At 67.1% G+C, this 23,038-nt stretch carries 26 protein-coding genes; 15 read left to right on the forward strand and 11 right to left on the reverse strand.

The genetic code is table 11. From position 1 onward, the window contains the following. Positions 1-17 precede the first annotated feature (17 nt). The 3 genes from ACVT6V_RS28835 to ACVT6V_RS28845 form a co-directional block, all read right to left on the reverse strand. Complete coding sequence (locus ACVT6V_RS28835) at positions 18-383, reverse strand: DsrE family protein (RefSeq protein WP_489897471.1); 366 nt, start codon at positions 381-383, stop codon at positions 18-20. A gap of 124 nt (positions 384-507) precedes the next feature. Beyond that, positions 508-1,575, reverse strand: coding sequence for an alpha/beta fold hydrolase (locus ACVT6V_RS28840; protein WP_489897472.1), 1,068 nt, complete (start codon positions 1,573-1,575; stop codon positions 508-510). A gap of 56 nt (positions 1,576-1,631) precedes the next feature. Then, a complete protein-coding gene (locus tag ACVT6V_RS28845) occupies positions 1,632-1,985 on the reverse strand; it encodes a hypothetical protein (protein ID WP_489897473.1) in 354 nt (117 codons plus the stop codon). A 68-nt stretch (positions 1,986-2,053) separates the two neighbouring features. Here ACVT6V_RS28845 and ACVT6V_RS28850 point away from each other — a divergent pair, with 68 nt between their 5' ends. The 3 genes from ACVT6V_RS28850 to ACVT6V_RS28860 are packed head-to-tail and all read left to right on the forward strand — an operon-like array spanning position 2,054 to position 3,570. Next, positions 2,054-2,782 (forward strand): mycothiol-dependent nitroreductase Rv2466c family protein, encoded by a 729-nt coding sequence (locus tag ACVT6V_RS28850; RefSeq protein WP_489897474.1) that lies wholly within the window; start codon positions 2,054-2,056, stop codon positions 2,780-2,782. A 54-nt stretch (positions 2,783-2,836) separates the two neighbouring features. Continuing rightward, on the forward strand, positions 2,837-3,151 hold the full coding sequence (locus tag ACVT6V_RS28855; RefSeq protein WP_489897475.1) for an ArsR/SmtB family transcription factor: 315 nt from the start codon (positions 2,837-2,839) through the stop codon (positions 3,149-3,151). Continuing rightward, entirely contained in the window at positions 3,148-3,570 is a 423-nt protein-coding gene (locus tag ACVT6V_RS28860; RefSeq protein ID WP_489897476.1) for an SRPBCC family protein, read from the forward strand. The genes ACVT6V_RS28855 and ACVT6V_RS28860 overlap by 4 nt, the downstream gene beginning before the upstream one ends. 55 nt (positions 3,571-3,625) lie before the next feature. Here the strand turns inward: ACVT6V_RS28860 and ACVT6V_RS28865 are convergent, their stop codons facing one another. Continuing rightward, positions 3,626-4,411, reverse strand: a complete 786-nt coding sequence (locus ACVT6V_RS28865) for an IclR family transcriptional regulator (protein ID WP_489897477.1) — start codon at positions 4,409-4,411, stop codon at positions 3,626-3,628. A gap of 146 nt (positions 4,412-4,557) precedes the next feature. Between ACVT6V_RS28865 and ACVT6V_RS28870 the strand changes: the two genes are divergently transcribed. The 3 genes from ACVT6V_RS28870 (at position 4,558) to ACVT6V_RS28880 (ending at position 8,550) form a co-directional block, all read left to right on the forward strand. Continuing rightward, positions 4,558-5,319, forward strand: coding sequence for a CoA transferase subunit A (locus tag ACVT6V_RS28870; protein WP_489897478.1), 762 nt, complete (start codon positions 4,558-4,560; stop codon positions 5,317-5,319). Between the two features lie 4 nt (positions 5,320-5,323). Further along, positions 5,324-5,986 (forward strand): 3-oxoacid CoA-transferase subunit B, encoded by a 663-nt coding sequence (locus ACVT6V_RS28875; protein ID WP_489897479.1) that lies wholly within the window; start codon positions 5,324-5,326, stop codon positions 5,984-5,986. Between the two features lie 326 nt (positions 5,987-6,312). Further along, complete coding sequence (locus ACVT6V_RS28880) at positions 6,313-8,550, forward strand: NADP-dependent isocitrate dehydrogenase (protein WP_489897480.1); 2,238 nt, start codon at positions 6,313-6,315, stop codon at positions 8,548-8,550. A gap of 202 nt (positions 8,551-8,752) precedes the next feature. Here ACVT6V_RS28880 and ACVT6V_RS28885 read toward each other — a convergent pair whose 3' ends face one another. Next, entirely contained in the window at positions 8,753-9,994 is a 1,242-nt protein-coding gene (locus tag ACVT6V_RS28885; RefSeq protein WP_489897481.1) for an MFS transporter, read from the reverse strand. After that, on the reverse strand, positions 9,991-10,632 hold the full coding sequence (locus tag ACVT6V_RS28890) for a GntR family transcriptional regulator (protein ID WP_489897482.1): 642 nt from the start codon (positions 10,630-10,632) through the stop codon (positions 9,991-9,993). The genes ACVT6V_RS28885 and ACVT6V_RS28890 overlap by 4 nt, the downstream gene beginning before the upstream one ends. A gap of 116 nt (positions 10,633-10,748) precedes the next feature. On the opposite strand from ACVT6V_RS28890, the gene ACVT6V_RS28895 reads away from it, so the two are divergent. Beyond that, complete coding sequence (locus ACVT6V_RS28895) at positions 10,749-11,618, forward strand: formate/nitrite transporter family protein (protein WP_489897483.1); 870 nt, start codon at positions 10,749-10,751, stop codon at positions 11,616-11,618. Positions 11,619-11,633: 15 nt separating this feature from the next. Here the strand turns inward: ACVT6V_RS28895 and ACVT6V_RS28900 are convergent, their stop codons facing one another. Next, positions 11,634-12,083: a cupin domain-containing protein gene (locus ACVT6V_RS28900; RefSeq protein ID WP_489897484.1), complete on the reverse strand. Its 450-nt coding sequence runs from the start codon at positions 12,081-12,083 to the stop codon at positions 11,634-11,636. A 128-nt stretch (positions 12,084-12,211) separates the two neighbouring features. Between ACVT6V_RS28900 and ACVT6V_RS28905 the strand changes: the two genes are divergently transcribed. Further along, entirely contained in the window at positions 12,212-13,060 is an 849-nt protein-coding gene (locus ACVT6V_RS28905) for an S-methyl-5'-thioadenosine phosphorylase (RefSeq protein ID WP_489897485.1), read from the forward strand. Then, complete coding sequence (locus tag ACVT6V_RS28910; protein ID WP_489897486.1) at positions 13,057-14,103, forward strand: NAD-dependent epimerase/dehydratase family protein; 1,047 nt, start codon at positions 13,057-13,059, stop codon at positions 14,101-14,103. Before ACVT6V_RS28905 ends, ACVT6V_RS28910 begins: the two co-directional genes overlap by 4 nt. A gap of 1 nt (position 14,104) precedes the next feature. Here the strand turns inward: ACVT6V_RS28910 and ACVT6V_RS28915 are convergent, their stop codons facing one another. Genes ACVT6V_RS28915 through ACVT6V_RS28925 form a run of 3 tightly spaced genes read right to left on the reverse strand, consistent with a single transcriptional unit; the run spans position 14,105 to position 17,271 of the window. Then, positions 14,105-15,172, reverse strand: coding sequence for a sensor histidine kinase (locus tag ACVT6V_RS28915; RefSeq protein WP_489897487.1), 1,068 nt, complete (start codon positions 15,170-15,172; stop codon positions 14,105-14,107). Further along, complete coding sequence (locus ACVT6V_RS28920) at positions 15,169-15,870, reverse strand: response regulator transcription factor (RefSeq protein WP_489897488.1); 702 nt, start codon at positions 15,868-15,870, stop codon at positions 15,169-15,171. The genes ACVT6V_RS28915 and ACVT6V_RS28920 overlap by 4 nt, the downstream gene beginning before the upstream one ends. Positions 15,871-15,885: 15 nt before the next feature. Next, on the reverse strand, positions 15,886-17,271 hold the full coding sequence (locus ACVT6V_RS28925; protein WP_489897489.1) for a hypothetical protein: 1,386 nt from the start codon (positions 17,269-17,271) through the stop codon (positions 15,886-15,888). 114 nt (positions 17,272-17,385) lie between these two features. Here ACVT6V_RS28925 and ACVT6V_RS28930 point away from each other — a divergent pair, with 114 nt between their 5' ends. From ACVT6V_RS28930 to ACVT6V_RS28950, 5 genes are read left to right on the forward strand one after another with little or no spacing between them, the layout of a single operon-like run. Further along, on the forward strand, positions 17,386-18,042 hold the full coding sequence (locus ACVT6V_RS28930; RefSeq protein WP_489897490.1) for a glycosyltransferase: 657 nt from the start codon (positions 17,386-17,388) through the stop codon (positions 18,040-18,042). Continuing rightward, a complete protein-coding gene (locus ACVT6V_RS28935; RefSeq protein WP_489897491.1) occupies positions 18,039-18,719 on the forward strand; it encodes a TIGR04282 family arsenosugar biosynthesis glycosyltransferase in 681 nt (226 codons plus the stop codon). Before ACVT6V_RS28930 ends, ACVT6V_RS28935 begins: the two co-directional genes overlap by 4 nt. Next, positions 18,716-19,372 (forward strand): methionine biosynthesis protein MetW, encoded by a 657-nt coding sequence (locus ACVT6V_RS28940; RefSeq protein ID WP_489897492.1) that lies wholly within the window; start codon positions 18,716-18,718, stop codon positions 19,370-19,372. Before ACVT6V_RS28935 ends, ACVT6V_RS28940 begins: the two co-directional genes overlap by 4 nt. Continuing rightward, on the forward strand, positions 19,369-20,508 hold the full coding sequence (locus ACVT6V_RS28945) for a molybdopterin-dependent oxidoreductase (RefSeq protein ID WP_489897493.1): 1,140 nt from the start codon (positions 19,369-19,371) through the stop codon (positions 20,506-20,508). The genes ACVT6V_RS28940 and ACVT6V_RS28945 overlap by 4 nt, the downstream gene beginning before the upstream one ends. Further along, positions 20,509-20,988, forward strand: coding sequence for a hypothetical protein (locus ACVT6V_RS28950; protein ID WP_489897494.1), 480 nt, complete (start codon positions 20,509-20,511; stop codon positions 20,986-20,988). It abuts the gene before it with no gap. On the opposite strand, the gene ACVT6V_RS28955 is transcribed toward ACVT6V_RS28950, so the two are convergent. Further along, positions 20,975-21,856: a nucleoside hydrolase gene (locus tag ACVT6V_RS28955; protein ID WP_489897495.1), complete on the reverse strand. Its 882-nt coding sequence runs from the start codon at positions 21,854-21,856 to the stop codon at positions 20,975-20,977. The genes ACVT6V_RS28950 and ACVT6V_RS28955 overlap by 14 nt on opposite strands. A 93-nt stretch (positions 21,857-21,949) precedes the next feature. Between ACVT6V_RS28955 and ACVT6V_RS28960 the strand changes: the two genes are divergently transcribed. After that, on the forward strand, positions 21,950-23,029 hold the full coding sequence (locus ACVT6V_RS28960) for a threonine aldolase family protein (RefSeq protein WP_489897496.1): 1,080 nt from the start codon (positions 21,950-21,952) through the stop codon (positions 23,027-23,029). Positions 23,030-23,038: the final 9 nt, after the last annotated feature.

Genomic DNA, 23,038 nt, shown 5'->3' on the forward strand with positions numbered 1-23,038 from the left:
TCGCCCTCGGACACGCTTCAATAACTGAACGTCGTCGCGCCGTCGCCGATCCACTCCCACAACTGGACGGTGCCACCCATCTCGGCACCCGGGATGAAGCCGGACGGGTCGATTCCCTTCGAATTCACACAGATGGGACAGACGAGGTAGCGCCCACCGGCGCTCTCGTAGCGTTCCATCAGATCCTCCAACGGCGGACAGCCCACACAGGCCGTGGCCACCGCGACGCCCTTCACAGCAAGCCGAACCGCTTCCTTGGTCAGGAATATCGTTGTGGGACGACCGCTTTCGGCTGCGCCGACCGCGACCAGAAATGCCACCGTCACCTTCTCCGGGTCTTCGAGCCCAGTGGTGAGACTGATGGCGGCCTTGTTGGTACTCATGTCGTCCTCCTCGGGTTGTCGTTGTGACAACCAGGACGTTAGTGAGCGTCACAGCCCCGGAAATCGGTGCCGACCGCCATGTTTCCCGGCACCGACATCGCCTCTATGGCGGTCGACACGCAGGTCAGTTGCTCAACAGGCGCGCGACCGCCGCCGCTCGCGCCGATCGACCTGCCAGGCCGAGTTTCAGGTAGATGCTACTGAGGTGCCGCTCGACCGTGCGGATGGACAGCGAAAGTTCCCGGGCGATCTCGGCGTTGTCGAGCCCGTGTCCGACGAGCCGCAGGACGTCGCGCTCGCGATCGCTGAGGCTGCGCAGTGCCGTCGGCGTACTCGGCGCGGTGACCGATTCTGCCGCAAGGAAGTTGCGCACTTCGGCGACGAACACTGGCCAGGCGCTCTCGTCGGCGAGGGTGATGTGATTGTCACTGTCGAGGGTCACCAGCCGGGCGTCCGGTATCGCCGCGGCGAGTCGGCGACCTTCGGCGAACGGAGACATGCGATCACCGCGGGCATGGATCACCAACGCGGGCTGGGTGATCTCGCTCAGCAATGCCGACACGTCGACGGTCCAGCGCGCGGCGCGCGAATGCAGAGCGTTGTCGGTGGATGTGGCCCGGGCCTGCAGATCGTCGAGCCAGCAGGCTTGTTCATCGGTTGCCCCGGGGATCAGCAGTTGGGTGAAGACCCGCCGAAATGTGCTGTCCGGCCTCGCCCAGCCGACCTTGATCAGCTGCCGAAACGTGTGCTCGAGCTCGGTGGCGTCGTCGTCACGACAAAACGCGGCGTGTGTGCCGTAGAGGATCAGCCGGCTGATGCGCTCCGGATGGCGCGTCGCATAGGTGATGGCGACCGGTCCGCCCTGGGACATCCCGACCATTGCGCATCGGTCGAGTCCGGCAGACTCGATCACCGCCTCGAGATCGGCAACCCGCGCATCCAGACCGAAGTCGTCCACGTCCCAGTCCGATATCCCACATCCGCGCTCGTCGTAGCGTACGACGGTCGCCAATTCACCGAGATCCAGCAGGAAATGTCGCCAGACAGGGCTTTCCCAATCGAACTCCAGATGGCTGAGCCAGCAGGTGGTGAGCAGGAGTGGAGGTCCGGCGCCATGGATGGCGTAGGCGATCCTGGTGCCGTCCGCGCTGCGGCAGAAACGCACCTCCTGAGGCGGCGCTTCCCGCGACATACCTCGAGGTTAGTCGTGCCGCGCTCGTCAAACCACCGTCGTCGGCCCCAGATCGGTCACCGCGCCTCGACGACCACCACCCGCGGCGGCTGGTCCAGAGAACCGTCGTGCGGCGCAGCAGTTTCGGCGCCCGCGAAGGCGACCAGTCCGAGAATCAGCAGCTGCGGAACCGCCATCTCCATGGCGTCCAGAACTCCGTGCCACGGGCGTGACCACCGCGACGGCGGACCGGCGTGCGATCGGGTCGGCGACAGGACGGCCATGGCGTACTCCTCGGGTTCGATGTGCTCACCGACGAGGGTGTCCGACAGCGCTTGGAGATCACTTGGAGTCCACTGGTGTGTGCCTGCACGCTTGGACGTGAACGTCGCCGAGGCCCGCTGCGGTCCGCACCGGCCGGTCATCGACACCCGGCGCTATCGTCGAAAGTGCGCTACCCGCACCGGTAGGCCCACGGCAACCGAAGGACGATGACACGATGGCCGACGCCGACATCAACTTCTATTTCGACCCGGTATGCCCGTTCGCGTGGATGACCAGCAAATGGGTGCGCAAGGTGCAGGCACAACGCGACTACACCGTCGACTGGCGGTTCATCTCGCTCCGGCTCCTCAACGCCCATATCGACTACGACGCCCACTTCCCACCCGAGTACGAAGCGGGTCACGGCGCCGGCCTGCGCCTGCTGCGGGCGGCGGCGAGCATCCGACGGGAGCACGGTCGCGAGCCGTTGGATGCGCTCTATGCCGCCTTCGGCACCCGCATCTTCGACCAACACACCGGCACGTACACGGTCGACGGACGTGATCATCGCGGTACCGCGGACTTCCTCGGCCCGATCCTCACCGAACTCGGGCTCCCCGCACAGCACCTCGCCGCGCTCGACGATGCGAGCTTCGACGCCGAGATCCAGGCCGAGACCGACGAGGCGCTATCCCTGACCGGCCGGGACGTCGGCACACCCATCATCCATTTCCAGCCGCCGGACGGAGTCGCCTTCTTCGGGCCGGTCATCAGCCGACTTCCGAGTGACGAGGACGCGGTGGTGCTCTGGGACCACGTGATCGGCCTGGCCGGATTCCCGGGGTTCGCCGAGCTCAAGCGGAGCCTGCGTGAGAAGCCGCAGCTGAAGGCGTTCGGTGTCGATGTCGACGATGTCGGCGTGCAGGAAGACTGGCATGGCGGCAGTCGCCGCACCAAGAAGTGATCGCGCCGACCGCCCGGTTGACGTGTCGGAAATTTCCGACGTATTGTCGGGCGCGTGACCACCGAGGACACCGTCTTCCTTGCGCTCGCCAACCCGGTGCGCCGACAGTTGCTGGAGATCCTGGCGACCGAACCCGCCCCGGCCGGTGAGCTCAGCACCCGGTTCTCGCTGAGCCGCTCCTCGGTCGCCGAGCACCTCAAGGTGCTCAAGGACGCCGGCCTCGTCGCCGACGAGGCCCGGGGGCGCCAGAGGATCTATCGCCTCACCGCCGCGCCGCTCGCCGAACTCGGCGAGTGGATACACCCGTTCGAACGGTTCTGGCGCGACCGACTGTCCGATATCGCCGACATCGCAGAGGATCTCGAATGACCGACTCATCCACCTCCACCGACCGCTTCGCCGTGATCCGGGTCGATCAGTTCGTCGCGGCGCGCCCCGAAGCGGTCTGGCGCACCCTGACCGAACCCGAACTCGTCGAACGGTGGTGGGGGCGCGGCGACGTGCGACCGGTCGTCGGCCACGAATTCACCTTGGACATGCATCAATTCGGGCTTCAACCCTGCCGTGTGCTGGAGGTCGACGAACCATCACGGTTTGTCTACACGTTCACCGAGAACTGGACGCTGACCTGGGTACTCGTCGCCGAAGGGAACGGCACCCGACTCTTCCTGGAGCACTGCGGGTTCGATCTCGACGACACACGCATGGCCGCCGCGTTCGCTCAGATGGGACCGGGTTGGCGTGACGTGGTACTGCCGCGCCTCGCCGACCTCGCGCCGACTCTGTAGCCGTGCGAAGTCGGGTTACGGGCCTCAGATAAGTGTCCTCACGCGAGCAGCGCCACTATCCCCGCAACCTCGTGGACAGGACGTGCGCCTGATCGAGCAGCAACGATCCGAGTTCATGCCGACGGTCGGGCCGGAAACGTGTCTCGACGCCGGTGACGCTCAGAGCCCACGCCGGTCGGCCCGCGCCGTCGAAAACCGCCGCGCCGATGCCCCAGCTGCCCTCCACCAACAGCCCCGGGTTGACTGCGTAGCCGGTGGTCCGGGTGGCGTCGATGCGCTCGCGGATCCCCGAAACGGAGTGTGATGTGCCCCAGCGCGGCACCAGATCAGCCCGCTGCAAATAGCGGTCGATCTCGGCGTCGGGGAGGTGGCTGAGGATGGCGAGCCCCGCCGATGCGACCCCGAGCGGGAATCGGATCCCCACGTGCAGGACGTGCGAGCGCAGCGGGAAGCTGCCTTCCTGGCCGAGAACGCAGACCGTCTCGTCGCCCCGCCGCGCAGACAGGAACGCACTCTCTCCGGTCTCCCGGGCAACGTGGTCGACCACATCGCGGGCCTGATCGGTGATGTCGTAGCGGGTCGCCGCGGACGAGCCGAGCAAATAGAGCTCCGGCCCCAACGACCACCGCCCCGTTGCGCTGTCTCGGTCGATGAGGCCTTCATCGACCAGGGCCGACAGCAACCGATGTGCGGTCGGTCGGGCCAGACCGGCGATGAGCGCCAGCTCGGTGGTACTCGCACCTGCGGGCTCCGAGGTGCCGACCGCGCGCAGCAACGCGGCCGCACGCGCCACCACCGACGCACCCTTTTCTTCGGACACGACGTCGATCATAGCGTTCATTCAATGGACGCCAATTGGGGCTCCAGATCACCAAACGAGCAATTCCTGGCCAATTTCTCCAGCTGGTTGCCTACGACGTGCCCATTCATCGACACTCGATCCCAGCTTGCCGCGTTTACTGAATGGACGCGCGTGGAAGGAGAAGCATGAGTTCGAAAGTGCATGAGACGGCTGAGGCCGCCGTCGCAGACATCGGGGACGGCGCCACTCTCGCCGTCGGCGGGTTCGGTATCTGTGGTGTGCCCGACGCGCTGATCGCGGCGATCGCCGACTCGGGTGCCGCCGGACTCGAGGTGTTCTCCAACAACTGCGGGATCGACGACTACGGCCTCGGGGTGCTGTTGTCCCTGGGACGCATTGCTCGCGTCACGGCCTCCTATGTCGGGGAGAACAAGGAGTTCGCCCGCCAGTACCTCGCCGGCGAACTCGAGGTCGAGCTGACACCACAGGGCACGCTCGCCGAGCGGCTACGGGCGGGCGGCACCGGCGTACCGGCGTTCTTCACCCCCGCCGGCGTGGGCAGCCCGATCGCCAACGGCGGCATGCCGTGGCGGTACGACAGCGACGGGTCGGTCGCGGTCGCCTCACCCCCCAAGGAGACCCGGGTGTTCGGCGACAAACGCTATGTCCTGGAAGAGGCCATCACCGCCGACTTCGCGCTGGTGCATGCCCGACGGGGTGACACCGAGGGCAATCTCGTGTTCGAGAAGACCGCATTGAACTTCAACCCGCTGGCCGCGATGGCCGGACGTATCACCGTCGCCCAGGTCGAAGAGCTCGTCGAACCCGGCGAGATCGATCCCGCCCAGGTGCATCTGCCGGGCGTCTTCGTGCAACGCATCGTCCACACCGGCCCGCAGGCCAAACGCATCGAGAAGCGCACCGTCCGCGCCGCCGAAGGGAAGTGACCCCATGACTGCCACGATCACGCCAACCGGCTGGACCCGGGACCAGATGGCCGCGCGCGCCGCGGCCGAGATGGTCGACGGCGAGTATGTGAACCTCGGTATCGGCCTGCCCACCCTGATCCCGTCGTTCCTCTCCGACGACGTGCGGGTGACTCTGCATTCGGAGAACGGCATCCTCGGCACCGGCGGCTATCCCAGCGAGGACGCTGTCGATCCCGAGCTGATCAACGCCGGCAAGGAAACCGTCACCGTCAATCCCGGAGCTGCCTTCTTCGATTCGGCACTCTCGTTCGGCATGATCCGCGGCGGACACATCGACACCGCGGTGCTCGGCGGGATGCAGGTGTCGCGCACCGGCGATCTGGCCAACTGGATGGTGCCCGGAAAGATGGTCAAGGGCATGGGTGGCGCGATGGATCTCGTGCACGGCGCCGCGCGGGTCATCGTGCTCATGGAACACACCGATCGCAGCGGCGGACCCAAGATCCTGAATGCCTGCACGCTCCCGTTGACCGGCGAGGCGATCGTCGATCGCATCATCACCAATCTCGCCGTGATCGATGTCGTCGGCGACGGCACGCTACTGCTGCGGGAGACCGCACCCGGGGTGACCGTCGACCAGGTGGTGGCCGCGACAGACGCCGAACTCACTCCCGCCTTCTTCTGACCCGGCCCATCGGCCCCCTCGGACCCGGTTGCCGCAGGCTCTCTGCCAAACGCGCACCCGCCGAGTTTCTGCGCGTGTCGCGACATGCGCGGGAAGTCGGCGAGTGCGCGTTTGGCTTGCCCGGCGCCTGTCGGGCAGCGTCCGTGTGGTGTGACCCTGCGCGCATCAGGGCGTCTGCGCAGGTCAGCGAAGCTTACTCCTGGACGGCCCAGCCCAATCGACCCCCACCATTGCGCACAATGCCCCCGCCGACGTGATACTGGTAACGCCGAGACAAAATCTCGAACCACAACGTCACGTACCTGAGACTGGAGTTGGGAACACACATGAGCACGGATCAGCCGACAATCATCTACACCCTGACCGACGAGGCGCCGATGCTCGCCACGCACGCCTTCCTGCCGGTGATCCGTGCCTTCGCCGACGCCGCCGACATCAACGTCGAGACCAGCGACATCTCGGTGGCCACCCGTATCCTTGCCGAGTTCGGTGACTACCTGAGCGACGACCAACGTGTGCCCGACAACCTGGGTGAACTGGGACGCCTGACGCAGTTGCCCGAGACCAACATCATCAAGCTGCCCAACATCAGTGCTTCGGTCCCGCAGCTGCTGGCCGCCATCAAGGAACTCAAGGAGAAGGGCTACAACCTTCCCGACTTCCCGGGCAGCCCGAAGACCGACGAAGAGCGCGAGATCCGCGAGCGCTACACCAAGTGCCTGGGTAGCGCCGTCAATCCAGTTCTCCGCGAAGGTAACTCCGACCGTCGCGCACCCAAGGCGGTCAAGGAGTACGCCCGCAAGCACCCGCACAGCATGGGCAAGTGGTCGATGGCCTCGCGCACTCACGTCGCCCACATGACCGAGGGCGACTTCTACCACGGTGAGAAGTCGATGACGGTCTCCGGTGACCGCGAGGTCAAGATGGAGCTGATCACCGAAGGTGGCGAGACCCTCGTGCTCAAGCCGAAGGTGAAACTCACCGACGGCGACGTCATCGACAGCATGTTCATGAGCAAGAAGGCGCTCGTCGAGTTCTACGAGGAGCAGATCGAGGACGCCTACGAGACCGGCGTGATGTTCTCCCTGCATGTGAAGGCAACCATGATGCGGGTCAGCCACCCCATCGTCTTCGGTCACGCCGTCAAGGTCTTCTACAAGGACGCCTTCGCCAAACACGGCGAACTGTTCGACGAACTCGGGGTCAACGTCAACAACGGTCTGTCCGACCTCTACGCCAAGATCGAGTCGCTGCCGAGTGCGCAGCGCGAAGAGATCGTCGACGACCTGCACAAGTGCCACGAGCACCGTCCCGAGCTGGCCATGGTCGACTCGGCGCGCGGCATCTCGAACTTCCACTCCCCCAGCGATGTCATCGTCGATGCGTCGATGCCGGCGATGATCCGCGCCGGCGGCAAGATGTACGGCGCGGACGGCCGCCTCAAGGACACCAAGGCCGTCAACCCCGAGTCGACCTTCTCCCGTATCTATCAGGAGATGATCAACTTCTGTAAGACCAACGGCGCGTTCGACCCGACGACGATGGGCACCGTTCCCAACGTCGGTCTGATGGCGCAGAAGGCCGAGGAGTACGGCTCACACGACAAGACCTTCGAGGTCCCGGCCGGTGGCGTCGCCAACATCGTCGACCTGGCCACCGGCGAGGTGCTGCTGACCCAGAACGTCGAAGAGGGTGACATCTGGCGTCTGTGCATCGTCAAGGACGCGCCCATCCAGGACTGGGTGAAACTGGCCGTGACGCGCTCCCGCGACTCGGGCATGCCCGTCGTGTTCTGGCTGGATCCGTACCGCCCGCACGAGAACGAGCTGATCGCCAAGGTGCACAAGTACCTGAAGGATCACGACACCGAGGGCCTCGACATCCAGATCATGTCGCAGGTCCGGGCCATCCGTTACACCATGGAGCGGCTGATCCGCGGACTGGACACGATCTCGGCGACCGGCAACATCCTGCGCGACTACCTGACCGACCTGTTCCCCATCCTCGAGTTGGGCACCAGCGCCAAGATGCTGTCCATCGTGCCGCTCATGGCCGGCGGCGGACTGTACGAGACGGGGGCCGGCGGTTCGGCACCCAAGCACGTCAAGCAGCTCATCGAGGAAAATCACCTGCGGTGGGACTCGCTCGGCGAGTTCCTCGCGCTCGCCGTCAGCCTGGAAGACCTCGGGAAGAAGACCGGCGACAAGCGGGCCGAGATCCTGGCCAAGGCGCTCGACGCGGCGACGGGCAAGCTGCTGGAAGACAACAAGGGACCGTCGCGCACCACCGGTGAACTCGACAACCGCGGCAGCCAGTTCTACCTGGCCATGTACTGGGCGCAGGCGCTCGCCGAGCAGACCGAGGACGAGGGCCTCGCCAAGCACTTCGCGTCGCTGGCCAAGACCCTCAAGGAGAACGAGGATCAGATCGTCGGGGAGCTCAACGAGGCGCAGGGGACGTCCGTCGACATCGGCGGCTACTACTTCCCGGACTCCGAGAAAACCGCGGCGGTGATGCGTCCGAGCAAGACGTTCAACGAGGCATTGGCCGCTGCACGCGACTGATCCCCCGGTCATCACTCACCTCAGCCTGCACGCCGTCCACCGGGTGCAGGCTGAGGTGTTTCTGTAGTCGACGAGCCCGTGGAGCATCGGGATGCGCCCCACAGATGCGCCTCTTCAGACGTGCCGCAAACATCATGTGCGGTGAGACCCCGGGGGGAGGGCGTATGCGCAGGCGGCCCAGCAGACGGACCGGGCACATCCCTCAGGTGCGGTCGGGCAGATGCTTGCGTGACCCGCCGAGCACGACGAGCAGCGAGATCACCAGCAGTCCGAGCAACACCATCAGCAACTGCACGGTGGTGAACGGCGGCGTGAGGGCGGCCAGGACGGTGGGGGCGGCGAAGCCGATGTAGGCGACGGCGTAGAAGATGCCGGTGAGCTTCGCCAGCTCGTGCGGTGGGGCGATCCGCTGCACCTCGAGCAGCCCGGACACCAGGCCGATGCCGAATCCGGCACCCAGTACGACGCTCGCCACGACCCCGACCACCAACCGCTGGCCCGTGACGGCAACTGTCATGACAACGATTCCCACGATCAGAGCCGACAGCGCCACGACGATCCCGCGCGCGCTCGACACCGAATCGATGCGGCGCGCCACGGGCTGGATCAGTGCTCCCGACCCCAAGGCGATCACGCTCAGCAGGGTGGCGTAGGCCAGGCCGAGCCCGCCGGCGGCATCTGCCAGCAGCACCGGTTGATAGCCATACGACAGTCCACACGCGACGAACAGCCACGGTCCACACACGAGGACCACCCGCATGAACCGACGGTGCCGCGCCGACGTCACGCGCAGGCTCGACCGGAAATCCGCCTCCTGGTGTGCGTGCACGGTCTCGGGAGCCCGCCAGATCAGCCACGCGAACGGGATCGTCACGGCGATGTGGATGACGAACGGGAGGATCTCCGGTAGCGGCCCCCACTGGGCGATACAGCCGGCCACGAGCGCACCCACCGCGGAGCCGAGTGTGAACGCCAACGACGCCCGCCGCGCGCCCGCCCCGGCATCGGCGGTCGGGTCGTGCGGCGGCACCGACAGCTCCTTGAGCCAACTGGTTCCGACCGCCATCGCCGTACCAACGGACATACCGGCCAACAGTCGGCCCACCATGATCGGGATCTGGCCGAGTCCGTCGAGCGCGAGGAATCCGCTACCCAACAGGCCGAAGCCCACCGCGCACACCATCGGCAGACGACGACCGAGGTGATCCGATGCGGCACCAGCGATCACCAGCGCAGGCGCCAGACCGGCCACGTAGACGCCGAGGAACAGCGTCACCGTCGCCGACGAATAGTGGTCGACCTCGCGATACATCAACAGCAAAGGACTGAACTGGTTTCCCGACCACGCGCAGACGAACAACGCGCCGAACACGACGACCCACGCCGGTGTACGGGCCGACAGGCTCGATTCGGCGGGCGAACGTCGGAGCACGTCGATGCTCATATGGCCCCCTGGTAGCGGTCGAGATGCGCCGTCAGCAAACGCGCGAACTCCACGGCATCGCGATCGAGAAAGCACGCCGCCAGTTGCTCATGATCGTCGAACGACGAGCCGAGATTGGCAGGATCGATCTGCAACAGCAGGTTCCGGAGCCGCTGCTGACGGCCTCGGAGCTGCTCGTAGAAGTGGCAGGCGATGGGGTTGCCCGACGCGGCGACCATGGTCGCATGGAACTCGTCGTCGGCCTCGACGAAAGCGTCGACATCCCCGGAGTTCACGTACTCCCGCTGGCGCGCGAGGTTCGCCAGCAGCCGCTCGGCCACCGCATCGTCCGGCCTGCGCTTCGCGAGGAGCTGCTCGGCCGCGCCGATCTCGACACCGCGGCGCATCGACAGCACGTCAGACGCCTCCGACGGAGTCAACGGCCGCACGATCGCACCCTTACGAGGGATGAGGTCGAGCAACTGCTCTGCGCCGAGACGCAGGAACGCCTCGTGGACCGGGGTACGACTGATCCCGAGGTCGGCGCCGACCTTCACCTCACTGACCAACTGCCCACCGGACAACTCACCGTTGAGGATCTGCGATCTCACTGTCAGGTAAGCGCGTTCGGCGGCCACGACCGGACTCTGCTCTGGCATGGTCAGGAACTGTAACACCCTTGCATGCATGCTTGCATGCAAGGTCTCGAGCGTCGGCCCGCCCAATCCTCGCGACGCTCGGACGACGCCCGCCGACTTGTGCCATCGTTTTACCCATGACCAGCCCAGACTTCGACGTGAACAAGCTGTTCCCGGGAAAGTTCTTCATCAGCACCGCCCTCGACGTTCTCGAGTCAAAGCGGAAGATGACCGGGCACCTGCGCCGTCGCTACCTTCAGCGTGCCGCGATGGCGGGCATCATCATCGGGATCTTCTACCTGATCAACTACACGATCATCGCCGCGTTCGACACAATGGGCAGCGACCCCGATCAGCTCCACGTCGTCGGCAAACTGATCGGCGCATTCGTGTTCGGTTGGGCGCTGGTGTTCATCTACTACACGAAATCCGAGCTACTGACGTCGAACATGATGATCGTGGCGATCGGCACGTACTATCGCCGCGTCACTCCGCTGATCGTGGCGCGCATCCTGGGCCTGTGCTATCTCGGCAACATCATCGGTGGACTTCTCCTGGCCGGCCTGCTGCGCGGCACCACGCTCGTCAACGAACGCGTCCTCGAGGCGATGCAGCATTCGGTCGACGTCAAGACCGGTTACCTCAGTGAGGGTTTCACCGGCTGGCTCGATCTTTTCATCCGAGCGATCCTGTGTAACTTCATGATCAATCTGGCGATGCTCTTGGTGTACAACGGCTACCTGCACGAGGACATCGCCAAGATCATGGCGATGATCACGGCGGTGTTCGTGTTCGCGTTCCTCGACTTCGAGCACTCGGTCGCCAACACCGTGCTGTTCATGATCGTCGGGCTGCAGGACGGCATCGACGTCGGACCGGCCCTCGGCAACCTCGGAATCGTGTTGCTGGGCAACCTGGTCGGTGGCGGCATCCTGATCGGCTTCTACTACGCGTGGGTCAACGACGAGCGGGACACGCCACGTCTGCGGCTGCGTCGCCGCGACTGAGCGGCGTCCGGAGCGCTACGCCCGATCGCAGGCCGGGGCGGGCGCATCCTCCGACAGAGGCTTGCCGAGCGGAATGAGATAGACGACGTCGAGCACCACCGGCACGGCACCCAGGTTCTGCCCCTGATGCGTGTTCGCCTGCCCGCGAGGCTCGGTGATGAGCTCACCCTGCCGATAGATGGTCGGCACACAATCTGGCCCCGGATGCGTCAGGGTCCCGGATCGGACGATCCCGTACAGATCACCGTCGTGATAATGCCAACCGGTCGTCCCACCGGGCGCGATTGTGACCTCACGCAGCGCGACGTGAACGCCGGCGGGCACGAAGGGCACCACGCCGGCGGGGATGTCGGCCTCGGCGAGGGTGGTTGCCGTGACACCCGATGACGGGGTTGCCGAGGCCGCGGCAGGTACTGCGCCGACCATGGCCACAGCAGCACTCAGCCCGACGACGAGGCTTCCCATACGCTTCACCCCCGGAACGTAACGGGCGCACCCTTGCCCGCTTCGCCTGTCGGCATGTTCGTAACGAAAGAGTGACCGACCCCCGATTCTGTCGGCCCCTCACGGGCCGCACCCGCAAGATGGACGCCATGGCCGAACGCAACACATCGCAGGAACCAGCCATCGGGGTGATCGGGGGTTCCGGGTTCTATTCGTGGCTGGCCGAGGACGACTCGTTCAGCGACGTGGTCGAACACCGCGTCACCACGCCGTTCGGCGCGCCGTCGGCGCCACTGACCGAAGGGAGGATCGACGGCCGTCGCATCGTCTTCCTCCCCCGGCATGGCGTCGCCCACGAGTTTCTCCCGCACAGCGTTCCCTATCGCGCAAACCTCTGGGCGTTGCGCGAACTCGGAGTCCGGCGGGTGCTCAGCGCATCGGCGGTGGGCGGCCTGAAGACAGAAGCGGGTCAGGGCACCGTGGTGGTGCCCGACCAGCTGGTGGACCGGACGTCCGGGCGTCCGCAGACCTTTTTCGATCGTCTGCCCGCAGGAAACCCGTACGGTCCGATCCACGCGTCGTTCGCCGACCCTTACTGTCCGCGGCTACGAACCGCGATGACCCGCCAATCCACGGACGTTCGTGACGGCGGCACCCTGGTGGTGATCGACGGGCCTCGGTTCTCCACTCGGGCGGAGAGCCGATGGTATGCCGCACAGGGCTGGTCGGTGATCAACATGACCGGACACCCCGAGGCGGTGCTGGCGCGCGAGCTCCAGCTCTGCTACGCCAACGCCTGCCTGGTGACCGATCTCGACGCAGGTGTCTCCGAAGGAGAAGGCGTGACCGCCGCCGAGGTCTTCGCCGAGTTCGAACGAAACCTGCCCGCCTTCGCGAAGCTGCTCCTCGGTGCGATCCTCGCGGTTGATTTGACCACCGAGTGTGACTGTGCAACAGCCCATTACGATGTCGATACCATCATGCGAGAGCTGGCGTGACGCGGGTTGCGCTGACCGGGGCCGCGGGGTTCATCGGGTCGGCGGTTCGCGAGCTGCTCGATTCCCGCGGTTTCGAGGTGGTCGCGGTCGACGCGATGATTCCGGAGGCACACGGTCCGTCCTCGCAACCACCACCGGGCACGGTACGCGTCGACGTCACCGACGTGGACGCGCTCACCGATCTCCTCGATGGCGTCGACGTCGTCTGCCACCAGGCCGCGATGGTGGGTATGGGCGTGACCATGGCGGACGCACCCGCCTACGCCCGGCACAACGACCTGGGGACCGCAGCCGTACTGGCCGCCATGCACCGCGCCGGCTGCGGGCGTCTCGTTCTCGCATCGTCGATGGTGGTCTACGGGCCCGGCCGCCTACGCACCGACGACGGCCGGCCGGTCTCCGAACTGCCGGAGCGGGATCCACGGCGCACCGGTTCCGGTGACTTCGAGTACCGCACGGCCGACGACAGACCCATCACCTGGGAGCTGACCGACGAGGACGCCCCACTGGCACCCCTCAGCCTCTACGCGGCCAGCAAGGTCGCGCAGGAACACTACGCACGGGCGTGGTCGCTGGCCACCGGGGGCGCGGTGATCGCACTGCGCTATCACAACGTCTACGGTCCCGGCATGCCCCGAGACACCCCGTATGCCGGTGTCGCGTCGATCTTCCGATCACGGCTCGCGGCCGGGCAGGCTCCCCTGGTGTTCGAGGACGGCGGTCAGATGCGCGACTTCGTCCACGTCGCCGATGTCGCCGAGGCCAATCTCGCCGCGATCACCTGCGACATCGGCGGATTCACTCCGCTGAATGTCTGCTCCGGCCGGCCGATCGCGATCAAGGACGTGGCGGAGGTCCTGTCGCGTCAGATCGACGGCCCGGATCCGGTGGTGACCGGCCAGGTGCGCCCGGGCGACATCCGGCACATCGTCGCCGATCCGGCCCGCGCACACCGGGTGCTCGGGTTCACGGCGCGGATCGGGCCCGACGAGGGGCTCGCCGAGTTCGCGACCGCGCCGCTGCGTGACCCGGCGGCACCGTGACTCACCCGGGCGTCGACGACGTCCCGGTGCCGAGCGCCCGCGACGTGGATGCCACGCGCGGCAGAAACACCTCGAATCGGCTCCCCCGCTCGGTGTTCGACGCCGTGATCTCACCGGCGTGCGCGGCGATCAGCCCCTGCGCGATCGCCAGTCCCATCCCCGACCCGACCGGCAGTCCGTCGCCGTTGATCGGGGTCCGCGACTTCGTACCGCGGTAAGCCACCTCGAAGATCCGCGGGAGGTCCTCCTCGGGGATGCCCACGCCGTCGTCGTCGACCACGATGGACACCCCGGCAGCGGCGGGCGCGACGACGAGGTCGACCGTACCACCGGCGCGGGTGTGGGCGATCGCGTTGACCACGAGGTTGGTCAGAATCCGTGACAGTGCGGTCGAACTCGCGGTCGCGATCACCGCGACGTCCGGCGCGTCGACGCCGAGCGTGACGCCGGCCCGGCGCGCGGCACCGCCGAGTGCAGTGGTGACCTCGTCGACCACCTCTCGCACGTCGATCGGTTCGAACTCCAATGTCATTGCACCGGAATTGATTCTCGACATCTCGAACAGATCGTCGACCATCTGCGACAGACGGATGGTGTTCGTGTCGATCTCGCGGGCGAATTCGCTGATCTCGTCGGGCGAGGTGACCACCTGGTCCGACAACGCCTCGGCGAGCGCCTTGATGTCGGCCAGCGGTGTCCGCAGATCGTGGCTGACCCAGGCGATGAGTTCACGGCGGGACCGCTCCGCGGCGCGCTCCTGGTCCCGCATCTGCCGCTCCCACACCGTGCGTTTCGCCTGCATGTGTCCGAGCATCAATGCGAGCGGGGCGGTCACCAGCGCGACCGCTGCGAGTACCGCAGCCACCCGGGAGCTGTCCTCGGTGAACATGAACCCGCTGATCCCGAAGATCGCGGTGAAGGTGGCGGACAGCGGTACCAGGATGATCGCGACCATGTTGACCCGCAGGGACATTCCCCGGATGAGATAGAGCACTCCGGCTCCCACCGCGGCGATCGGCGCCGTCATCGCCAGGGCCACACCGAAGATGCGCAGGGTCTCGGTGTTCATGCACGTCCCCGATCCGACTCCGATGCGGAGGCATTCCAGCGGTATCCACGACCCCACACGGTTTCGATCCTGGCCGCGTCGCCCAGTTTGGCCCGTAGACGTTTGACGTGCACGGTGACCGTGGAGATGTCGCCGAATGTCCAACCCCACACCTGATCGAGCAGTTCCTCACGGGTGAAGACCGCATCCGGATGGGTGAGGAAGAAGACCAGCAGGTCGAACTCACGTTTGGTGGTCGATACCTTCCGCGGGCCGACGAACACCGCACACGACGCCTGGTCGACACTGATCGGCCCGTCGGACAGCTGCGACCCATTGCTGAATCGGGGCGCCTGCGCGCGCCGGAGCACCGACTGCACCCGCAGACTCAGCTCGCGTGGACTGAAGGGCTTGGCCACGTAGTCGTCGGCGCCGGACTCGAGTCCGGCGACTCGGTCGTCTTCCTCGCCCAGAGCGGTCAGCATGATGACCGGCAGGTCGGCGTGATCGCCGCGGCGGATCTGCTCGCACACCGTGATGCCGTCGCCGTCGGGCATCATCACATCCAGGATCGCCAGATCGATCGGATTCGACTCGATCTGGGCCAGCGCCTGCGCGCCGCTGGACACCACCGTGACGTCCATGCCGTCGCGTTGCAGATAGCGACGGACCACATCGGCGACCACACGGTCGTCGTCGGCTACGAGAATGCGCACCATGTACCAGCTCTCACTTCACCAATACGTTAACAACAGATGATTGACGATCAGCGCCACCGCGGCCTGGCCGGTCAGCCAGATGCGCTGGTGGCGCCGCGGCAACAGACCGGTACAGACGAGTACCCACAGCGAGAACGGCAGCCAGATCCGTTCGGTCTCCGCCTTGCTGAGAGCGCTCAGATCGGCGGCGAGGATCGCCAACAGGCCGGCGAGTGCGAGCAGGACGGGTGGCCGCAGCAATGCCTGCCGCAGCGGACGGTGCCACACTCGGCCCACGCCTGCCGCGACGGCCGGGCCGAGAGCGCACAGGGTGGCCGCCAGATTGGCCCATCCCCAGTAGGCGAACGGCCGCTTGCTCGCGATGCCCTGGTAGTAGCGCTCGACCACCAGGTGATAGCCGTCGAGCCACCAGAAGCCGGCAAGCCAGAACGCCCCGGCCACGGCGAGCGCAGCCGCGACGGCCCAGGGAACGGGACGGGCCGAACGGGCCCCGACGAGTACTGCGAGAACGACGAGTCCGATCAGCACCAATCCGTAGTTGAGGAAGACGGCGAAACCGAGCAGCAGTCCGGCCGCGACCCCCCAGACCGCTGCACGCACCCCACGCTCAGAGGCCGAGACCGCGAGTAGTGCCACCCCCCACGCGGCGACTCCCATGAAGTAGCCGTCGGCGGACACCCCCACCCAGACCCAGCCCGGGAACAGGACCAGGAACGGTGCACAGCGACGGGCCCAGCCCTCGTCACCCACGCGGCGCAGGGTGACCAGAACGGCGACGGTGGCGCTGGTACCGACGACAACGCACCAGGTGGCCGCCCAACCGCCACCCGAGAGCCCGATTCGGTCCAGGACGACGAAGGTGAGCAGGGCACCGGGAGGATGGCCGGACACATGGGTGGTCCAGGAGTCCGGCTGACCGTCCAGGATGCGACTGGAGAACGTGCGCAGCAGCTCGCCGATCCCCCTGACACCGGGAACCTCGGCGAGGTACTCGGGGCGGCGTTCGAGCCGGCCCGCATACCCGCGCTGCCACCCGTCGACGAGGGCCAGGCTCACCGTCCAGACCAGTGCCCAGGCCCAGACGACGGCGCACAGCCGCGCCCAGGACAACCGCTGCGCCCACACCGGCATCAGCACGATCGCAGCGATCGCCAGAGCGATCGCGGGCGCGGTCCCCGGTCCGGTGTGGGGCAACCAGTTGCCGAACAGCGGGGGCGCCTCGGCGAAGATCTTGCCCAGCAGTGAGCGATCGAACACCAGCGGAACCAGTGTCGCCGCAGCCACGAGTGTCGCTGCGAGCGTGACACTCACGACGTCCCGGAGCACGCCGCGACCGTCGGCGATCGGCTCGTCGTCGGCCGCTCGTGCGTCCGCCTCCTCGTCGGTCACGGTTTCGGCCATGCTGCAACGCTATTGGTAGACGTGCCGATCTCGGGCGGTGACGGTCAGGACGTCATACTTCCGTAACCGCACAACACCTGTCCCTTCCAGGCGGATCCTCATACCGTTGTTCGTGTGCAGCCGAGCGACATCTCCGTGATCATCCCGTGCCGAAACGAGGCCGGATCGGTGTCCGGCGTGCTGTCCCGGGTGCCGCCGGGGATGCAGAGCATCGTCGTCGACAACGGATCAACCGATGCGACAGCCGATCTGGCACGGGCTGCGGGCGCCGTCGTCGTGGCGGAGTCGGAGCCCGGCTATGGGGCCGCGGTCGCCGCAGGCGTCGCGGCCGCGCGCCGGCCGGTGGTGTGCACGATCGACGGTGACGGGTCGATGGATCCGGACGATCTCGTCGGTCTGGTCGATGAACTCGATCGCGGCGCCGATCTGGCTGTCGGCCGGCGGCGCCCCGCCGGGGCAGCGGTGTGGCCCTATCACGCCCGCGCCGGCTCGGCGGCGGTCGCCGCGTATCTGCGGCATCGGTACCGTCTACCCGTCCACGACATCGGTCCGATGCGGGCGATCCGGCGGGACACGCTGACCGCCCTGGACCTGCGGGACCGTCAGAGTGGGTACCCCGTCGAGCTGTTGAAGCGGGCCGGCGAGGCCGGGCTGCAGGTGGTCGAGCGGGACGTCGGCTACACCGCACGCACCGCCGGACGATCCAAGGTGTCCGGTTCGGTACGCGGTTCGGTGCGGGCGGCGCGAGATTTCCTGGCGGCCCTGCGATGACGGTGGCAGCGGCGGTGCTGATCGTGGCCAAGGCGCCCGTCCCCGGTCTCGCCAAGACCCGATTGGCGGTCCGCTACGGCCCTGAGGGCGCCGCCGGTCTGGCCGCCGCGGCCCTGCTCGACACCATCCGAACCGCACGACACGTGCCGGACGCCTCGGTGATCGTCGCTCACACCGGGGATCTCGAAGCTTCCGTGCGCTCCGACGAGATCGCCGAAGCACTTTCCGGCTGCATTCTGGTCCCGCAACGTGGACGGCGATTCGCCGAGCGTTTGATGAACGCCCACCTCGACGCCGCCGCGCTCGGAGCCGAACGCGTCGTCCAGATCGGCATGGACACCCCTCAGGTGCGCACCGATCAGTTGGCGGATGCACTCACGCTGCTCGATCCCGGCCAACCGCGCTGTGCGCTCGGCGAAGCACTCGACGGCGGGTGGTGGGCGCTTGCCACCACCGGCGCGCGTGGAGCCCGCTACCTGGCCGACGTACCCATGTCGGATCCGGACACCGCGCGACTGACGCGGCGGGCACTCGAGCAGGCCGGACTGACCGTCTGCGAACTCGAGAGACTCGCCGACGTCGACGAGCCCGGCGAGGTCGACCCGGTGGCCCGGTTGTGCCCGCCGCAGAGCGAGTTCGCCCGTACCGCAGACCTTCTCAGTGCGGTGACGCCATGATCATCCGATTGTGTCCGACCGGCCCCAACCCGTTCGATGCAATGTTCGCGGCCGGCCGATGTGTGTTGCGTCGCGCAGACGGGTCGGTCGATGAGTGGCCGGTCAACCGCTGGTGCGGGGTGGACCCGGATCTTGACGACAGTGACTTCGACCGGATGGTCGCCGACCGTTGCCGCGGTGCGACAATCGATCTCGGCTGCGGACCGGGACGACTGGTCGACCTGCTGGCCGGCCGGGACATGATCGCATTGGGCATCGACAGTTCATCGGTGGCGGTGTCGATGGCCCGCGACCGCGGACTCGCGGTGCTGCGCCGCGACATCTACGACCCGCTCCCCGGCGAAGGTCGTTGGACCACAGCACTTCTGATCGACGGCAACGTCGGGATCGGCGGCGCGCCGGAGCGAGTCCTGATGAGGGCCGGTGAGCTGGTTCGGCGCAGTGGCTCGATCCTGGTCGAGATCGATCCCGAGGTCGAGCACATCGAACGCGAAACGGTGCGGGTGGAGGGTGCCCAGTTCTCCAGCACCTGGTTCGCCTGGGCCAGAATCGGTCTGCTCGGGGTCGAGGACGTCGGGCGCGAGTGCGGGCTGACGATCCGGAACGCGTGGGAACTCTCGGGCCGCCAGGTGGTGGAGATGAGCCACACATGACGACGACCGACGACCAGGACGCCGCACAGGAGTGGACGGCCGGCCTACGCAGCCCGCGGGTGACCGCACGCATCGGTCTGGCCCTGGGCATCTGCTTTCTCATCTGCTTCGCGACCGGACTGCTGAGCCACGGGATTCAGCACCCGGCGTCGTGGTTCGACTGGATCTCGCGACCGGTGTGGATCTACCGGGTCACCCAGGGTCTCCACGTCATCTCCGGGTGTGTGGCCATCGTGCTGCTCATCGCGAAGCTGGCCGTGGTGTACCCGAAGCTCTTCGAGAAACCCCTCCTCGGCTCTCCCGCACGGGCACTCGAGCGCGCATCGATCGCCGTCCTGGTGTCCGCGGGCATCTTTCAGGTGATGACCGGGCTGTTCAACATCGCCCAGTGGTATCCCTGGAAGTTCTTCTTCACCACCACCCACTACGCGATGGCCTACGTGGTCATCGGCGCTCTCGCCATCCACATCGCGGTCAAGCTCCCTGTCATCCGGACCGCTCTCGAGGGTGGCGTCGACGGCGCGTCGACGGTCCCGGTTCGGGGCGAGTCCGGGCTCAGCCGACGTGCGTTCCTCAATCTCACCTGGGTGGCTGCCGGTATCGGTGCGCTCGCCTTCGCGGGGCAGACGGTGCCGCTCTTGCGTGATGTCGCCTTCCTCGCACCCAGAAGCGGCAACGGCCCGCAGGGGTTGCCGGTCAATCGAACCGCCCACGACGCCCGGGTGGTGGAACAGGCGACCGACGACGCGTACCGCCTGTATGTCGTCGGGCCCCGGTCCCGTGAGCTCTCGATCGACGAACTCCGCGCCCTGCCGGTGCAGACCGTGGACCTACCGATCAGCTGCGTCGAGGGCTGGAGCGCCGGTGCCACCTGGACCGGCGTGCGGCTCCGCGACCTTGCCGCGCTGGTCGGTGCGACGGGCGACAACGGCATTCGGGTCATCTCGCTGGAACGGGGTCCGTACGCCGTCAGCACCCTTCCGGTGGCCCAGTCCCGAGATCCACTCAGTCTCATCGCGTTCGAGCTCAACGGGGAGACGCTGGACATCGATCACGGCTACCCCTGCCGTCTCATCGCGCCCAACCTGCCCGGTGTCATGCAGACCAAGTGGGTCTCCCGGATCGAGGTGCTCTGAATGGCCGAACGGATCGTTCGCGTGACGCTGGTGGTGGTCGGCCTCGCGCTGATCGGGTACGGCATCTCGCGGATCTGGGACTTCTCCACCACCGATCAGATCTCCGTGATCATCTGGCTCGCCATCGCCCTGCTGGCGCACGACGCGGTGCTCGCCCCGATCGCGCTCGCCGTCTCGTGGCTGTTCCGACGGTCGCTGCCACCCTGGTGGAGCCGCACCCTGCTGGTCGCGCTCGCCTTCACCAACGTCCTGGTCATCCTGGCCCTGCCGGTCATCGCGCCTCGTCCGGCCGATCAGGGCGCACGCAATTCGAGCGTTCTCGACCGCGACTACTGGTTGGGTCTGGGCATCGCGCTGCTGGTGGTCTGGGTGGCCGTGTTCGTGGGCGCGTGGTGGCTGCGGAGCCGCGGACAGCCGCCCCGGCCGACCCCGGATCCCGCCCTCTGGATGGGGCCGCGGGCCTCGGCTACCGGAAGTTGAGTCCGGCCCACCGAGACTCGTGAACGCGGACGTGGTCGATGTCGATGTCACACGCCACCAGGTGCGCCCCTGTGCCTGCATCACCGGCCGCGACGTGGACCGTCGGCGAACACTCCACCCGCACTCCTGCCGGGCGCCATGCAACGATCTCCGGACACATCGCCGCGGCCGCGGCGACCAGGTCGTGGCAGGGCGCCGACCAGCCATGTCCGATGCCGGCCGGATGACGCCGCAGACCGTAGGCGCGCATCGATCCGAAGTCCCCGATCCCGGTGCGTGGCAGGTCGGCGACACGGAGCACCAACGCCCGCGACACATCGAGCCCGACCCAACGGACCGGCAGCCCGACGGCCCGCGCGACAGCGACCGCCGCGGTGGGGTCGTGGCGAGTGTTGGTGTCCGCGATCCGTCGTACAACTGTCGGGTGGGCGAACCCGAATCCGGCGAGGACCACCACAGACCCCAGACCGGTGAGTGCTGCCAGATCCAGTTCGATCGCACGCGCGAAGTTCGTCAGCGGACCGATACAGAGCACGGTGCCGCCAGGGTTCTCTCGCGCGAACCGGCAGATGACGTGCGCGGCGCCCGGGTCGAACCGCGGCCGGACCAGGCGTCGGCGCCCGCGGAGCGTGTCACCCACCCCGTCGTGCCCGTGGGCTGCGTTCGGTCGCCATGTCGTCGGCGGGCTGGCCTCGCCACACCAGATGTCGGAGTCGGGTGCTGCGAGTGCGGCGTTGCGTGCCGCTGCCATCGCCGATACGTTGCCCCACGTCGTCGTGACACCCCACAGTCGCCCGGCCCCGGCGATCGCGGCGATGGCGAGCAGGTCGTCGAGACCACCGTCGGTGTCGACCAGGATGTCTGCCACCCGTCCAGTGTGTGCGATCGACGCTCCGGCGGGGAGTGACAACGAGTCCCGGCGCACCGTCCGGCGTCGGCGACCATCGTTACACTCGGCCGCGTGGATGCATTGCGCGACGCCGGGCCGAGCACACCCGCCGACAAGATGTTCGCCAGCGACAATGCGGCGGGGGCATCACCGGAGATCGTCGATGCGGTCGTTCGCGTTGCCACCGACGCACACCTCGCCTATGGACACGATCCGGTGACCGCGGCAGCGGGCCGGCGCATGTCGGAGGTGTTCGAGCAGGACGTGGATCTCCACTGCGTGTCCACGGGATCGGCGGCCAATGCGCTGGCACTGTCGGTTCTCGCCCGTCCCTGGGGATCGATCCTGTGCCACCGGATGAGTCACATCCAGGTCGACGAGTGTGGAGCGCCGGAGTTCTTCACCGGTGGTGCCAAGCTCACCCTGCTCGACGGCGACGACGGCAAGATCGACCCCGACGAGCTGCGGCGAGCCGTGCACCATCGGGTCGGCGATGTGCACAGCGTGCAGCCTCAGGTGCTGAGCATCACGCAGGCCACCGAGACCGGCTCGGTGTACACACTCGACGAGATCCGGGCTCTCACCGGTATCGCCCGTGACGCCGGTCTGCGGGTGCACATGGACGGCGCCCGCTTCGCCAACGCGCTGACCTCACTCGGTGCGGCCCCGGCCGAGATGACCTGGCGATCCGGTGTGGACGTTCTCTCGTTCGGCATCACCAAGAACGGTGGCATGACCACCGACGCAGTGGTCGCCTTCGATGACGCGGTGTCCACCGAGCTGGCATTCCGCACCAAGCGAGCCGGTCAGCTGGCGTCCAAGATGCGTTTCGAATCCGCACAGATCCTCGCCTACCTGGCCGACGACCTGTGGCTGCGTAACGCGCGCCACGCCAACGACATGGCACGCCGGCTCGTCTCGGGCCTGGGAGGTCTCGGCGTACGGGTGCGCGGTGCCGCGGACGCGAACATCGTCTTCTGCGAGCTGTCCGAACAGGTCATCGCAGGTCTCCGCGACCGAGGCTATGTGTTCCATCACGGCATACCCGAGCCCGGCGTCGTCCGGCTGGTCGCGTCACCCGCAACGACGGCCGACGGCGTCGACGGACTGCTGGCCACACTCCGCGCCCTGCTGTCGTCGACGCCCCACTAGCGACGACCC

It is taken from the genome of Gordonia sp. LMA167 (assembly GCF_058130025.1).

Coding starts and splice junctions, on each gene's coding strand:
- ACVT6V_RS28835 (WP_489897471.1), bottom strand. CDS start 383: ATGAGTACCAACAAGGCCGCCATCAGTCTCACCACTGGGCTCGAAGAC.
- ACVT6V_RS28840 (WP_489897472.1), bottom strand. CDS start 1,575: ATGTCGCGGGAAGCGCCGCCTCAGGAGGTGCGTTTCTGCCGCAGCGCG.
- ACVT6V_RS28850 (WP_489897474.1), top strand. CDS start 2,054: ATGGCCGACGCCGACATCAACTTCTATTTCGACCCGGTATGCCCGTTC.
- ACVT6V_RS28860 (WP_489897476.1), top strand. CDS start 3,148: ATGACCGACTCATCCACCTCCACCGACCGCTTCGCCGTGATCCGGGTC.
- ACVT6V_RS28865 (WP_489897477.1), bottom strand. CDS start 4,411: ATGAACGCTATGATCGACGTCGTGTCCGAAGAAAAGGGTGCGTCGGTG.
- ACVT6V_RS28870 (WP_489897478.1), top strand. CDS start 4,558: ATGAGTTCGAAAGTGCATGAGACGGCTGAGGCCGCCGTCGCAGACATC.
- ACVT6V_RS28875 (WP_489897479.1), top strand. CDS start 5,324: ATGACTGCCACGATCACGCCAACCGGCTGGACCCGGGACCAGATGGCC.
- ACVT6V_RS28880 (WP_489897480.1), top strand. CDS start 6,313: ATGAGCACGGATCAGCCGACAATCATCTACACCCTGACCGACGAGGCG.
- ACVT6V_RS28885 (WP_489897481.1), bottom strand. CDS start 9,994: ATGAGCATCGACGTGCTCCGACGTTCGCCCGCCGAATCGAGCCTGTCG.
- ACVT6V_RS28890 (WP_489897482.1), bottom strand. CDS start 10,632: ATGCCAGAGCAGAGTCCGGTCGTGGCCGCCGAACGCGCTTACCTGACA.
- ACVT6V_RS28895 (WP_489897483.1), top strand. CDS start 10,749: ATGACCAGCCCAGACTTCGACGTGAACAAGCTGTTCCCGGGAAAGTTC.
- ACVT6V_RS28900 (WP_489897484.1), bottom strand. CDS start 12,083: ATGGGAAGCCTCGTCGTCGGGCTGAGTGCTGCTGTGGCCATGGTCGGC.
- ACVT6V_RS28905 (WP_489897485.1), top strand. CDS start 12,212: ATGGCCGAACGCAACACATCGCAGGAACCAGCCATCGGGGTGATCGGG.
- ACVT6V_RS28915 (WP_489897487.1), bottom strand. CDS start 15,172: ATGAACACCGAGACCCTGCGCATCTTCGGTGTGGCCCTGGCGATGACG.
- ACVT6V_RS28920 (WP_489897488.1), bottom strand. CDS start 15,870: ATGGTGCGCATTCTCGTAGCCGACGACGACCGTGTGGTCGCCGATGTG.
- ACVT6V_RS28925 (WP_489897489.1), bottom strand. CDS start 17,271: ATGGCCGAAACCGTGACCGACGAGGAGGCGGACGCACGAGCGGCCGAC.
- ACVT6V_RS28935 (WP_489897491.1), top strand. CDS start 18,039: ATGACGGTGGCAGCGGCGGTGCTGATCGTGGCCAAGGCGCCCGTCCCC.
- ACVT6V_RS28940 (WP_489897492.1), top strand. CDS start 18,716: ATGATCATCCGATTGTGTCCGACCGGCCCCAACCCGTTCGATGCAATG.
- ACVT6V_RS28945 (WP_489897493.1), top strand. CDS start 19,369: ATGACGACGACCGACGACCAGGACGCCGCACAGGAGTGGACGGCCGGC.
- ACVT6V_RS28950 (WP_489897494.1), top strand. CDS start 20,509: ATGGCCGAACGGATCGTTCGCGTGACGCTGGTGGTGGTCGGCCTCGCG.